The following is a 14,278-nucleotide window of genomic DNA, read 5'->3' as shown; positions in this document are numbered from 1 at the left end:
CTCCCTCGGGGAGAGGGTTAGGGTGAGGGGAATTTCACTGAACTAAAGCCCCTCACCCCGCCCTCTCCCACAGGGAGAAGGGGCGACGCCTTGAGCAATTAACGCATGATTATGCCGCTTTGCGCCTCCCCGACCAATGTTAGCGCTCAGGTTCCGGTTTTTGCATTATGGGAAGAAGCTCACTGCTGCGCTTTCAGCCAGGCGATTTCTTCTGCCCAGATATCGGGGTTCACCGTTTCCAGAATCAGCGGGATGTTATCAAAGCGCGCATCGCGCATGATGTAGCTGAACACCGTCTTGCCGATATTGCCTTCACCGAGGCTATGGTGGCGGTCAACGCGGCTGCCAAACTCGCTTTTGGCATCATTAAGATGCATGCCACGCAGGTAATTGAAGCCCACCACGTTCCCCAACTCTTGGAACGTCTTTTCGCAGTCCTCTTCCGTGCGCAAATCATAACCGGCGGCGAAGGTGTGGCAGGTATCGATGCACACGCCAACGCGGCTTTTGTCTTCCACGCCGTCGATGATGGCCGCCAAATGCTCAAATTTGAACCCCAGATTGCTGCCCTGGCCGGCGGTGTTCTCGATCACCGCCGTCACGCCCTGGGTTTGATCCAGCACCATGTTGATCGATTCGGCGATCCGCGCCAGGCATTTATCCTCATCAATCTGCATCAAGTGGCTGCCCGGGTGGAAGTTCAGCAGCGTCAGCCCCAGTTGCTCACAGCGCTGCATTTCATCGAGAAACGCCTCGCGGGATTTTTCCAGCGCATCTTCTACCGGGTGACCAAGATTGATCAGGTAGCTGTCGTGAGGCAGGATCTGCCCTGGGCCGAAACCGTATTGTGCGCAGGCACGTTTAAACTTATCGATCACGTCGGCAGGCAGCGGGGCCGCTTTCCATTGACGCTGATTTTTGGTGAACAGGGCGAATGCGGTCGCCTCTAATTCATGTGCGCGGATCACCGCTTGATCCACGCCGCCTGAAGCGCTGACATGTGCACCGACAAACTTCATTTTCATTCTCCTGTGTTATCGCCATCATTATGGCATTGATACACACAGGATTGAATGGTGGGGCAAAAGAAGCGGGCCCGTAAGCGCGGGCCCGAGGGGAGGGGATTTACAGCAGGGTCTGAACCAGTTGGTTAATCGCGCCACCGCCGATAACCAGCCAGATAAACAGCAACGTCGCCAGCAGAATCGGTTTCATCCCTGCCTGGCGTACTGCGCTGATGTGGGTGGTCAGGCCCAGTGCCGCCATGGCCATCGCCAGCATCCAGGTGTCGGCGGTAATCAAGTGCTGAACCAGTGCCGCAGGGAGCAGGTTGAACGAGTTCAGCCCGGCAACGGCAATGAACAGCACGGCAAACCAGGGGATGGTAATGGCCGATTTCTCGCTTTTGTTACCCGCAGTACCGCGGCTGATATAGCCGGATAACAGCAGCAGGAACGGGGCCAGCATCATGACGCGGATCATTTTGGCGATCACCGCCGCGTTTTCGGCATCTGGGCCAATGGCATGGCCGGCTGCTACCACCTGAGCCACTTCATGAATCGTTGAGCCGGTATAGATGCCGAAGGTTTCCTGGGTAAACGGCATCCACTGGAAATGCTCATTCAGGTGATATAGCCAAGGGTAGGCGAAGATCGCCAGGGTGCCGAACACCACCACGGTAGAGACGGCCACCGCGACTTTGCTGGAATCCGCCTTCAGAACCGGTTCGGTGGCCATCACCGCCGCCGCGCCGCAGATACTGCTGCCTGCGCCGATCAGCATGGTGGTCTGGCTGTCGAGGCCGAAAACTTTTTTACCTAGCCAACAGGCCAGCAGGAAGGTGCTGGTCAAGGTGAGGGCATCGATGATGATACCGCTGGCCCCGACATCGGCAATTTGCTGAAAGGTCAAACGAAAACCGTAAAGGATAATCCCTAAGCGCAGCAGGCGTTGCTTGGCAAGCTGAACGCCGGTGTGGCACTGGGGCTGTAACCAGGGGTACAGCGTATTGCCGACCAGAATACCAAACAGGATCGCCAGCGTTAGTGCACCTAACCCCAAGCCAGCAACCCAGGGGATACTGCTGGCCCAGATCGCCAGTGCGGTTAACGCGCCGGTTAACAGTAAGCCGGGTATCAGCCGTGGTAGCCCCAACAGTGGGAAACGCTGCTCGGGGTATGTGTGGACGGTATCGCTCGCCATGGTTCAATCCTCTTCTGAATTTCTTGCCAACTAGAGTAAAAGTTGGTGACCTAAAAGAGAAATTGATTATATGCTTATAATCTATCTGAATAAGTGGTCGATGCATCACAGGTACCAGGCCGAATTCTGTAAACATGATAATCTTACTGGTATGACCGTCGGTTTTATTACCGCGTATTCACAGGCTTTTGTTTTAATTTCACAGGCTTTCTCGGCATATGCTGTCCGTGAAGGCTTTTTATACCGAGACCCCTATGCATATCACCTTGCGTCAACTGGAAGTCTTTACCGAAGTGCTGAAAAGTGGCTCGACGACGCAGGCCTCGGTGGTATTGGCCTTGTCACAGTCAGCGGTCAGCGCGGCGCTGGCGGATCTGGAAGGGCAACTGAATGTGCTGTTATTTGATCGGGTAGGCAAACGATTGGTTATCAACGAGCACGGCCGTTTGCTGTATCCGAAAGCGCTGGCACTGTTGGAACAGGCCGGGGAAATAGAACAGTTATTTCTCCACGATAACGGTGCGCTACGCATCGCGGCCAGCAGTACCATTGGCAACTATATGCTGCCAGCGATGATCGCCCGTTACCGTAAGGATTTCCCCGCCACGCCGCTGGAGCTGAACGTGGGTAACAGCCAGGACGTGATTGTTGCCGTGGCGGATTTCCGCGTCGATCTCGGCCTGATTGAAGGGCCCTGTCATATGCCTGAATTGGTAACCCAGCCGTGGCTGGAGGATGAGTTGGTGGTATTTGCCGCCCCCGATAATCCTTTGGCGCGCCAGCCATTGACCATGGCCGCGCTGGCGAGTGCGCCGTGGATCCTGCGTGAGCGCGGTTCTGGTACGCGAGAAGTGCTGGATCATCTGCTGCTGGCGCATTTGCCAAACTTCCAACTGGTGATGGAGTTGGGCAACTCCGAGGCGATTAAGCACGCGGTACGCCATGGCATTGGCATCAGTTGCCTGTCTCGCCGGGTGATCGAGGAACAGCTGACAAGTGGCGTGCTGGTGGAGTTGAAAATCCCGTTGCCGCCGTTGATTCGGACGCTATATCTGATCCATCACCGCCAGAAGCATATTTCCAATGCTCTGCAACGCTTTTTGAGTTACTGCGTTCTGCCCGCGGAGGTTTGAAGCAGCCATGGCGATTAGCTCTGTTGCTAATAATTGCTGTTGGATTATGAAGCTATCTTATATCAGCGCAATGTCACTAGTGTACAGACGGGTATTTGTTACAATCCGCCCTCATTTTTTGACGAGCAGATAGGGTAAGAATGGCTCAGCAGGATATAAAAACAGCGGGGCAGCAAGCACCCGGATTACGCCGCGAACTGAAAGCGCGGCATTTAACCATGATTGCCATCGGCGGTTCTATTGGTACCGGCCTGTTTGTCGCCTCTGGCGCGACAGTTTCGCAGGCTGGCCCCGGCGGCGCACTCCTTTCCTACGCACTGATCGGTCTGATGGTTTACTTCCTCATGACCAGCCTGGGCGAACTGGCTGCGTTTATGCCGGTTTCCGGTTCGTTCTCGACCTACGGTGCCAAATACGTTGAGGAAGGCTTCGGTTTTGCACTGGGTTGGAACTACTGGTACAACTGGGCGGTGACCATTGCCGTTGATCTGGTAGCAGCACAGCTGGTAATGAACTACTGGTTCCCCGACACGCCCGGCTGGATCTGGAGCGCGCTGTTCCTCAGCCTGATGTTCTTGCTGAACTACATCTCGGTCAAAGGCTTCGGTGAAGCGGAATACTGGTTCTCGCTGGTCAAAGTGACCACGGTGATTATCTTTATCGGCCTCGGCATGCTGATGATTTTCGGTATCTTGAAGGGCGGTGAAAACGCAGGCTGGCAAAACTGGACTATCGGCGATGCGCCGTTTGCCGGTGGTTTCTCGGCGATGATCGGGGTAGCGATGATTGTTGGTTTCTCTTTCCAGGGGACAGAGCTGATCGGTATCGCGGCCGGTGAATCCGAGGATCCGGGCAAGAACATCCCGCGTGCGGTGCGTCAGGTGTTCTGGCGTATTCTGCTGTTCTATATCTTCGCGATTCTGATTATCAGCCTGATTATTCCTTATACCGACCCGAACCTGCTGCGTAACGATGTTAAAGACATCAGCGTCAGCCCGTTTACCTTGGTATTCCAGCATGCTGGCCTGCTGTCTGCGGCGGCGGTCATGAATGCGGTGATCCTGACGGCGGTACTGTCTGCCGGTAACTCTGGGATGTATGCCTCAACGCGTATGCTGTTTACGCTGGCGTCGGAAGGCAAAGCGCCGCGTATTTTCGCCAAGCTGTCGAAAGGCGGCGTTCCGCGTAACGCGCTGTATGCGACCACCGTGGTGGCAGGGCTGTGCTTCCTCAGCTCGATGTTTGGCAATCAGTCAGTTTATCTGTGGTTGCTGAATACCTCGGGGATGACCGGCTTTATCGCCTGGCTGGGGATTGCCATCAGTCACTATCGTTTCCGCCGTGGCTACGTGATGCAGGGGCTGGATATTAACGATCTGCCGTACCGTTCCGGTTTCTTCCCGCTGGGGCCGATCTTTGCCTTTGTTCTGTGCTTGATTATCACGCTGGGGCAGAACTATCAGGCGTTCCTGGAAGACAAAATTGACTGGTACGGCGTGACCGCAACTTACATTGGTATTCCGCTGTTCTTGATCATCTGGTTCGGTTACAAGCTGACGCGTGGCACCCGCGTGGTGAAGTACAGCGAAATGGAATTCCCGAAGTGGGATGCGAAGTAAGCGTTTAGCCTTTTCAACGCGGCGGAGTCATACCGCCGCGTTTCCTGTTATCAGAAGCTGTAGGTCATGCCAACGGTATAACGGCGGCCATCCAGAACGGTGTTGTAATGATCGTAATCGACGGTCTTGTCGAAAATATTGTATACCCCACCGCTCACCGTCAGATGTTTGTTGGCCTGGTAGCTCAAGCCGGTATCAACAAAGGTGTAAGACGGCGTACCCATGGCCATGGAGGTGCGGCTCAGGTATTCAGAGGTTCTGCTGCGGAAGTTGAGGCGTGACCACAGGCTGACGTCCCGCGTTGCCTGCCAATCCAGCGTGGTATTGAGCATATGTTTCGGCATCTGGTTCAGCGGCTTTCCTTTCTGGTCTCCGCTTTTCTGTTCTGACTGAGTAAAGGTGTAGTTGGTCGTCAGTTCCCAATCTTTCGTGATCTCCCAGCCCAGAGTGGCTTCAACACCGCGCATATTGGCTTCATCCACATTGATGCGATCGCTGATAAAGTAATAGGCAGTGTTACCGATGAAGCATTCTGGTGAACCGTTGCCGCTGTCACAGCGACGAACCTCGGTGATTTTGTCTTTGAAGTCGGTGTTAAACAGGGTGACACCGGCATTCATCCCTTGCTGGCTGTCCCACAGCAGGCCGATCTCTTGGCTCAGGCTCTTTTCCGGCTTCAGATCGGGGTTGCCAATGATGATTGAGGTGCGGCCACCACCGGTGATCTGCCCCCAGTTGGCGGAAGACTGGCGCAGATCAGGTGAGCGATAACCGGCAGACACGCCGCCTTTCAGCGTCCACTGTTCTGCCAGATGCCACACGCCGTACAGGCGCGGCGTCCAGTGGTTGCCATAGTTCTGATCCTGATCCATGCGGACACCGCTGGTCAGGGTAAAATCGTTGGTCATGGACCACTCGTTTTCGGCAAACAGCGCCCAACTCCAACGCGTCAGCTTGTTCAGGCCGTCAGCGGCGGCGAGTTGGTTGCCTTCATCATGCAGATCTTCATAGCGATACTGTCCACCCAGGCTTAGCAGGTGATCGCCGAGATCGAACTGCGTTTGCGTATTGAAGATGGTGTTGTTCAGCTTCATTTCGCGGCCTGGGTTGTTGGTCTCTTCGCGTTGAATATAGCTGTTGCTGCTACCGAAATCGTAATAGCCGCTGTGGGTGATCGAATAATGTGTGCGCTCGTAGCGGCTGTTGCTGGCACTGTTCGGCGTGCATTTGCCGTTGCGGCAGTTTTCTGCTGCCATCGACACGCCCGGCGTGCTGTTGCGATCCTGCAATGAGCGGCCAATCTCAACGTCAACGCCGTTTTTCTCATCCGGAGTCAGGCTGAACACCGCCGTACCGCTGCGCATCCGCTGCTCGTTATAGCCGTTGATAATCTGGTCTTCAGCGCGCCGTGAAAGCAGGCCGTTGACCCGTAACCCCAGCAGGCCGTCGATCAATGGGCCGGAGGCAAAAGCGTTGGTCTGGAAAATATCACCGGAATGACGGTCCTCCTGGAAGGTGGTATCGCCATGCAAGGAGCCCGTCCACGCCTGAGTGGTGGAGGTTTTACGCGTGATGATGTTGATAACGCCGCCCATGGCATCGGAGCCGTAGAGTGAAGACATCGGCCCACGCACCACTTCGATGCGCTCAATCGTCTGCAGCGGTGGCAGCCAACCTTGTTCGATACCGGCATTGTCGCTGTTCGGGCGCGTACCGCGGGTATCAACGCGTTTGCCGTCAACCAGGATCAGCGTGTACTTGGAGGACATACCGCGGATGCTGATATCGCTGTTGCTGGCACCGCCGGTCACCACCACGCCGGGAACGTCTTTCAGCGCATCGGTCACATCACGATAAGCCCTGGTTTCAAGCTGTTGGCGCGAGATGACGGAAATAGATGCCGCTGAATCCTGGATCCTTTGCTGGAAACCGGAGGCGGTCACGACCATGGTGTCCTGTGATTCTGCCAGGACGCTGCTGCTGGCGAGGGAAGCGAGGATTATTGCGGTCAGTTTGTTATGGCTTAGCTTTTCCATGGGATAAAGATTCCTGGCCCGAGGTTATTAATTGATTGATTTAAAATAAGAGGTAGCTCGCACCGCGGCGTTTTTCCGCTCTGAGGGTGAGGCTTCGGGCTATTGTAAGGAAATTAATAAGAATGTAAATGCAAATGATAATCCATATCATTTGCATGTATAAATAAGGGATATTATGTGATGGCAGGGGAAAGAGGCAATATCAGTGTTGGTGCAGGCCAGGGCAGTGCTCAGAACCCCAGCCGATCGCGCAAGGCATAGTAGGTGGCACCCAGGGCAGTGAAGGGCACCCGCAAATGGCGGCCACCAAAAAATGGCAGATGTGGCAGCTTGGCGAAGGCATCGAAACGTTCAGCATCACCGCGCAGCGCTTCGGCGATCAGTTTACCGGCCAGATGTGTCAAGGTGACGCCGTGGCCGCTGTCCCCCTGCAGATAGTAAACATTGTTTTCCAGCCGTCCGAATTGCGGCATTCGTGACAGCGTCAGCAGGAAATTACCGCTCCAGCGGTAATCGATGCGCACATTTTTTAGCTGCGGGAAGGTTTTCAGCATCTTGGGCAGGATTTCGGCATCGATATCGGCCGGATCCCGTGCGCCATACGTCACTCCGCCGCCATACAATAAGCGGTTATCCGCCGTCAGCCGAAAGTAATCCAGCAGGTAATTGCAATCTTCGACGCAATGATTACCCGGCAACAGCGCAAGTGCCATATCGGCCGACAGTGGCGCAGTGGTGATGATTTGTGAACCACAGGGCATGCTCAGGCGGCTGAGGCGCGGCTCCAGCTTATCCCCCAAATAGGCATTACCCGCGATGATGACAAAGCTGGCGCTGACTGACCCCTGCGCGGTCTGCACCCGTGCCGGTTCACCATAGGCGATATGGGTGACCACAGAGTGCTCAAACACGCGTCCGCCGTGGCGCCGTATCGCATCCGCTTCGCCGAGGGCCAGATTGAGAGGATGCAGATGCCCACTGCTACGATCCAGCAGCCCGCCGACATAACGCTCGCTGGCGATTTCGCGCCGGATAGCCTGCCTGTCGAGTAACTCAAGCTGTTGATGACCATAGCGTTGCCACAGTTTCTCTTTTTCCCGAAGCGCGTTGAACTGCTTGTTGGTGAGGGCCGCGGCGATCGCACCAGGACGATAATCACAGGCGATGGCGTATTGATCGATTCGGTGGCGGATAATTTCTGCGCCTTCGAACATCATGCTGCCGAGCATGCGGGCGGTATCCGCGCCGTAACGCGCTTCGATCGTATCGATGTCGCGGCTGTAAGAGTTGAGCGCCTGTCCCCCGTTGCGCCCGCTGGCTCCCCAGCCAATACGCGCCGCTTCAAGCACGACCACGTCATAACCGGCCTCCACCAGATGCAATGCGGAGGACAGGCCAGAAAAACCGCCGCCAACCACGCAAACATCGCAGCGGATGGCCTCTTTCAGTGACGGATAAGGCTCATGTGGATTGGCATGGGCGGCATAATAGCTGGCAACATGTTCCGACATGGTTCCTCCGTCTGGCAGTGTCAGAAGGTGGTGGGGGTATGCGCGCTGATGATGCGGCAGACGCGCGTTGACGTATTGCTGAAACTGTGGGGCAGGCCGGTATTGATGGCATAGCTCTGCCCAGCCGTCAGCAGGTAGCTCTGGCCGTTGACCGTCAGCATGATTTCCCCTTCCAGCAGGGTACCGATCTCTTCTCCCTGGTGTTTGATCTTCTCCCCGGTGGTGGTGCCGGGCTGGTAGGTTTCCAGCATCATGGCCAGGCTGCGCGTCGGGTTGCCGTTATGCACCAGCTTCATTGATACGCCTTGGCTGCCGATTTCGATCAGATCCTCCGGTTCAATCACCACTTTGGGTTCATCTGGCCGTTCGGGTTCGGCAAAGAATTCAGACAGTGATAATCCATAGACCTTGAGCAACTTCTGTAACGTACTGATGGCAGGGCTGACTTTGTCCTGCTCAATGGTGCTGATGGCACTGTGGGTTAATCCGGACAGTTCGGCGACCCTGCGCTGCGACAGACCCAAATGTTGGCGGATCTGCGACAGGCGCTTGCCTGGTGCCAAGCTGACTTCGCTCATAGCGGTAGTTCCTTCTGATAGGGACGACAAGCAGAGGTAACACCCGGAACCGGGTACCTGTCTGAGTGATATCGACACCACATGATATCGGTAGTTGGGGCGTTATTGGAAAATATATTGCCCACATTTATCGCCGTACTGGCGGAAAAAATAATGTACACGAAAACGACAGACAACGCCTTTTCGGTCAATATTTTATCAAATTAGCAGCCCGTGGTGAATAATCAAACGCGATTGTAGCATTTGCAAAGCTTTTTTGTTAAGGCCATGTTTAATTCCATGGGTGTTATTTCGAGCACCAATCTCCAGCTCACTTTTCAGAGAATTCAGACCATGTGTTGAACCAATCGGCAAGTGAATGCGAAGGCATTCCCAAAAGCACAACGGCGGGTGATGTATGCAAACCAATAGCGCAGCAGTTGAAAATTTTGCACAGCATAATGAAGAAAGGCGAAGTAGCGCGTTCCAACGGGAGGTGACTCACTATTTGGAACGCCATCCTGCCACACAGTATATCGATATCTTGCTCAATGATTTAAATGGTTCCTTCCGCGGTAAACGTATCCCCATCTCCGGGCTGAAAAAAATAGAAAAAGGCTGCTACTTCCCTGCCTCGGTGTTTGCTATGGATATTCTGGGCAACGTGGTGGAAGAGGCCGGTTTGGGCCAGGAGCTGGGGGAGCCTGACCGGGTTTGCATTCCGGTGCCGGGAACCTTAACGCCTTCAGCTGCAGATCCCGAGCATATCGGCCAGGTATTGCTGACTATGCTGGATGAAGATGGTACTCCCTTTGACGTTGAACCCCGTAACGTCCTGAACCGAATATGGCAGGCGTTGCGCCAGCGTGGGTTATTCCCAGTGGTAGCGGTAGAGTTGGAGTTTTATCTCATCGATCGACAGCGAGATTCAGAAGGCTACCTGCAGCCGCCGTGCTCACCAGGAACGCAAGAGCGCAACGTGCAGAGCCAAGTTTATTCACTGGACAATCTCAACCACTTTGCCGGCGTGCTGAACGACATTGATACGTTGGCACAGATGCAGGGTTTACCGGCCGATGGTGCGGTAGCGGAAGCGTCACCAGGCCAGTTCGAAGTGAATCTGAATCATACCGACAATGTGTTGCAGGCCTGCGATCATGCGCTGGCGTTGAAGCGCCTGGTGCGGCAGGTGGCAGAAAACCACCATATGCACGCCACCTTTATGGCTAAACCCTATGAGGATTATGCCGGTAGCGGGATGCACGTGCATATCAGCATGGTAGACAACGCGGGTAAAAACCTGTTTGCCGAAGCCGATGGCGCGGATTCGGCGCTGCTGAAGCGTGCCTTGGCCGGGATGATCACCCTGATGCCAGCTTCTATGGCGTTGCTGGCGCCTAATGTCAATGCGTTCCGCCGTTTCCAGCCTGGCATGTATGTGCCGGTCCAGGCTTCCTGGGGGCATAACAATCGTACCGTAGCGCTACGTATTCCCTGCAGCGATGTGGATAACCACCGTGTGGAGTACCGGGTTGCCGGGGCGGATGCCAATCCCTACCTGGTGGTGGCCGCGATCCTGGCGGGGATCCTCTATGGGCTGGATACCGAGCTGCCGCTGCCTGAACCGGTAACGGGTAATGGCCTTGAACAGGAAGGCGTGCCCTTCCCGATCCGTCAGAGCGATGCGTTGTACGAATTTGAACATCAGCATGAACTGACCCAGTATCTGGGGGAGCGTTTCTCACGTGTTTATCACGCCTGCAAGATGGATGAACTGATGCAGTTTGAGCGACTGGTGACCGAAACCGAGATCGATTGGATGTTGAAAAATGCCTGAGTCGGCATTCAGTCTTGGTCGATAAGCGGGTTTTCCGTTCAATCAGCAAAAGAATTTGTATAAGAAGGTTTCTGGAGCTTGTCTTCCAGGGGTTTTCTAGGGCAAAATATCCCCATGAAGATAGCCGACGTTTTAACGCGTCGGTTATTTTTTTGCATTTTACGTTATACAAACTGTGAATTTCACACACCAAGCGAGGCCGGACATCGAGCCGGATAGATAAACAGGTTCGTCGCGATCAACCAAAACTTTATGGTCGTGACTCATGAGGATAAGAAAGATGGGGCAATTTTTCACTTTAGCACCGGTGCCCGCCGGTTTCCGCTGCGGCCGCAGCGATTATGGAGCAGTCAAGGCAGTATCGACTCGCTATCCAGCTTCCCTCATCCCCCTTTTAGAATTCAGTCGCACGTTGCGAAGTTTCCCCGCAACCTTAAGTCTTGGCGTGTCTCTTATCCGCAAGGCAGAAGGTAAGGGGGGGCTGCGCGATGTCCGATAACATCATCAGCGCCGCACCAGCCGGCCAGCGCGCTCAACTGCGCAAAACCCTCACTTTGGTTCCGGTAGTCATGATGGGCTTGGCGTATCTGCAGCCTATGACTATCTTTGATACCTTTGGCATCGTCTCCGGCCTGACCGATGGTCATGTCGCAACCGCTTACGCCTTTGCACTGCTGGCGATCCTGTTTACCGCGCTGAGTTACGGCAAACTGGTGCGCAAATTCCCGTCTGCGGGGTCTGCTTACACCTATGCCCAGAAAGCCATCAGCCCGCACGTTGGCTTTATGGTGGGCTGGTCATCGTTGCTGGACTACCTGTTCATGCCGATGATCAACATCCTGCTGGCAAAAATTTACCTGGAAGCGATCTTCCCGGGCGTGCCTTCATGGATCTTCGTTGCGGTGCTGGTAGCGTTGATGACGGCTTTCAACCTGCGCGGTATCAAGCTGGTTGCCAACCTGAACTCGATTATCGTGGTGGTGCAGGTAGCGATTATGATCGTGTTCCTGGGCCTGGTGATCCACGGGATTTCTAATGGCGAAGGGGCCGGCACGCTGGCCAGCAGCCGTCCGTTCTGGTCTGATAATGCCCACGTGGTGCCGATGATTACCGGTGCGACCATCTTGTGCTTCTCATTCCTCGGCTTCGATGGCATCAGTTCGCTGTCGGAAGAAACCAAAGATGCAGAGAATGTGATCCCGAAAGCCATCTTCCTGACGGCGTTGATCGGCGGCATTATCTTCATCGTGGTGTCTTACTTTGTACAGCTGTACTTCCCGGACATCTCGCGTTTCAAAGATCCTGATGCCTCACAGCCTGAAATCATGCTGTACGTCGCTGGCAAGTTCTTCCAGTCGGTGATCCTGGTGATCTCTTGCGTCACGGTACTGGCTTCCGGTATGGCTTCACATGCTGGGGTATCGCGCCTGATGTATGTGATGGGGCGTGACGGGGTGTTCCCAGAGCGTTTCTTCGGCTATGTACATCCGAAATGGCGTACGCCAGCGCTGAACGTGCTGCTGGTGGGAGCGATTGCGCTGTCTGCCGTGTCGTTCGATCTGGTGACCGCGACTGCGTTGATCAACTTTGGTGCGTTGGTGGCCTTTACCTTTGTTAACCTGTCGGTGATTTCGCAGTTTTACATCCGTGACAAGTTGAACCGTACCTTGAAAGATAAGATCAACTATCTGGTTCTGCCGGTGTTGGGTGCGCTGACCGTCGGTGCTCTGTGGATTAACCTGGAGTCCAGCTCAATGACGTTGGGCCTGGTCTGGGCGGCGATTGGCCTGCTGTATCTGGCGTTTGTCACTCGCAGTTTCCGCTTGCCAGTACCACAGGCGAGTGAAGACGTAGCTTAATGTTTCCCCCTCTCCTTTTGGGAGAGGGCTGGGTGAGGGGCTTGATTAACATATGCCCCTCGCCCTGAGTTTTTTCAAAAGAAGAAGCTCAGGCCTTACCCTACCAACTGCTTGCCGTAGTCGAACAACGCTTTCAGCAGGGCCATTTTCTCCTGATCCCCTTCATGCAGGTTATACAACGCTTCCAACTGTAGTAGGTAGTTTTGCACCCGCTCTGCGTTGAGCACGCTCTGGCGATGTTGCAACCAGCGGCGCTGTTCGGCGTCATCCAGCGTTTTGGGGTAATTACGTGCACGGTAGCGGAACAGCAACTCCTTCACCCGGCCATCGTTAAAGGTTAAATCCAACGCCGGCAGATTCTGCGGGTTGGTTTGCTGGATAATCTTCATGGCCGCCCGGTCAGCATCACTGAAAAAGCCGTCATACAGTTTGGCATCCACATCATCAAGCGGCGTGAAAGGTTCCGCTTCGGCAAACAGCGTCACTACTTTTTCCCGTACTTCCGGGTGCTGGCGCAGTACTTGCAGGTTTTGCAGGCAGGCTTGGCGATCAATCCCCAAACGATCGGCATTTTCCGGCAGCAGCGTCTTGGCGGGTGCTAGCACTGGGCACTTGTTGATATGCACCAGTTTGATTGGCACGGGGGTTTGAGCGGCGGCCAGCCGATCGCGGCGAGTATAGAGGCGTTCGCGCAGTTCGTCGGCGCAGAGCTCCAGCAATGGCGTGATATCACCGGCCAAATCACACATGATCACCGCGTTTTTGTTCTCAGGGTGCCAAGCCAGCGGCGCAACCCAACTGGTGTTGCCGCGCGCGGCACCAAACATGCCGGAAACGTGCACTAGCGGAGTCATTTCGGCAATGTCGATCAGCGCGTTCAGTTTGTGCTTATTACGGTGCTGCAACAGATAATCGAACAGCCGCGGCTGCGCCTGTTTGACCAATTTGGCCATGGCAATGGTAGCGTAAACGTCGGCCATGGCATCGTGTGCATTTTCGTGTTCTATGCCGTTGGCGCGCGTCAGATGTTCAAGGCGGAAGCTGGGAAAACCGTCTTCATTCTCTGGCCAGTTGATGCCGCCTGGGCGCAGGGCATAGCAGGCACGCATCACGTCGAGCAGGTCCCAGCGTGAATTGCCGTTTTGCCAGCTGTAGGCGTAGGGATCATAGAAACTGCGATAGAAGATGTTACGGCTGACTTCATCATCAAAGCGAATATTGTTGTAGCCGAGAATACAGGTACCGGGCACGCTGAACGCTTCGTGGATCTGCCGGGCAAACTCAGCCTCGTTCACTCCTTTGGCCAGGGCGTGTTGCGGTGTGATACCGGTGATCATCACCGCTTCAGGATCGGGCAGGTAATCATCAGCCGGAGCGCAATAAACAACCAGCGGCTCTTCGATGATATTGAAATCCATGTCGGTGCGCACGCCAGCAAATTGCGCCGGACGATCCATGGACGGGCTTTTACCGAAGGTTTCGTAGTCGTGGATATAAAATGTGGCCGGTGCCTTGTTGCTCAAA

Annotated in this window: 10 protein-coding genes; 4 read left to right on the top strand and 6 right to left on the bottom strand. The window is 54.8% G+C overall.

The annotated features are described in order from the left end of the window. Positions 1-179: 179 nt before the first annotated feature. Both nfo and WG891_RS04690 read right to left on the bottom strand, forming a co-directional pair. Positions 180-1,019 carry a deoxyribonuclease IV gene (gene nfo / locus WG891_RS04695; protein WP_337261713.1) on the bottom strand — a complete coding sequence of 280 codons (840 nt, stop codon included), beginning with the start codon at positions 1,017-1,019 and terminating at the stop codon, positions 180-182. A gap of 106 nt (positions 1,020-1,125) precedes the next feature. Next, entirely contained in the window at positions 1,126-2,202 is a 1,077-nt protein-coding gene (locus tag WG891_RS04690) for a YeiH family putative sulfate export transporter (protein WP_337261712.1), read from the bottom strand. 254 nt (positions 2,203-2,456) lie between these two features. Between WG891_RS04690 and yieE the strand changes: the two genes are divergently transcribed. After that, a complete protein-coding gene (gene yieE / locus WG891_RS04685; protein ID WP_076941511.1) occupies positions 2,457-3,335 on the top strand; it encodes a DNA-binding transcriptional regulator YeiE in 879 nt (292 codons plus the stop codon). 140 nt (positions 3,336-3,475) lie between these two features. Continuing rightward, complete coding sequence (locus tag WG891_RS04680; RefSeq protein WP_337261711.1) at positions 3,476-4,954, top strand: amino acid permease; 1,479 nt, start codon at positions 3,476-3,478, stop codon at positions 4,952-4,954. 50 nt (positions 4,955-5,004) lie between these two features. Here WG891_RS04680 and WG891_RS04675 read toward each other — a convergent pair whose 3' ends face one another. The 3 genes from WG891_RS04675 to puuR all read right to left on the bottom strand — a co-directional run bounded on the left by WG891_RS04675 (position 5,005) and on the right by puuR (position 9,079). After that, positions 5,005-6,990, bottom strand: coding sequence for a ligand-gated channel protein (locus tag WG891_RS04675; RefSeq protein ID WP_337261710.1), 1,986 nt, complete (start codon positions 6,988-6,990; stop codon positions 5,005-5,007). A 230-nt stretch (positions 6,991-7,220) separates the two neighbouring features. Continuing rightward, positions 7,221-8,501 carry an NAD(P)/FAD-dependent oxidoreductase gene (locus WG891_RS04670; RefSeq protein WP_337261709.1) on the bottom strand — a complete coding sequence of 427 codons (1,281 nt, stop codon included), beginning with the start codon at positions 8,499-8,501 and terminating at the stop codon, positions 7,221-7,223. Positions 8,502-8,521: 20 nt separating this feature from the next. Then, complete coding sequence (gene puuR, locus WG891_RS04665) at positions 8,522-9,079, bottom strand: HTH-type transcriptional regulator PuuR (RefSeq protein ID WP_076941447.1); 558 nt, start codon at positions 9,077-9,079, stop codon at positions 8,522-8,524. Between the two features lie 397 nt (positions 9,080-9,476). Between puuR and WG891_RS04660 the strand changes: the two genes are divergently transcribed. Together WG891_RS04660 and WG891_RS04655 are read left to right on the top strand one after the other, a co-directional pair. Further along, a complete protein-coding gene (locus tag WG891_RS04660) occupies positions 9,477-10,895 on the top strand; it encodes a glutamine synthetase family protein (protein ID WP_337261708.1) in 1,419 nt (472 codons plus the stop codon). A gap of 488 nt (positions 10,896-11,383) precedes the next feature. Continuing rightward, a complete protein-coding gene (locus WG891_RS04655; protein ID WP_156292605.1) occupies positions 11,384-12,754 on the top strand; it encodes an APC family permease in 1,371 nt (456 codons plus the stop codon). A 95-nt stretch (positions 12,755-12,849) separates the two neighbouring features. Here the strand turns inward: WG891_RS04655 and sbcB are convergent, their stop codons facing one another. Further along, the gene (gene sbcB, locus WG891_RS04650) at positions 12,850-14,277 is read right to left on the bottom strand and encodes an exodeoxyribonuclease I (protein ID WP_337261707.1); all 1,428 of its coding nucleotides are present in this window, start codon (positions 14,275-14,277) and stop codon (positions 12,850-12,852) included. Between the last annotated feature and the right edge of the window lies 1 nt (position 14,278).

This window comes from Serratia sp. MMO-28 (assembly GCF_037199905.1).
GTDB lineage: Bacteria > Pseudomonadota > Gammaproteobacteria > Enterobacterales > Enterobacteriaceae > Chania > Chania oryzae.
This window is presented reverse-complemented; position numbering and strand designations above follow the sequence as displayed.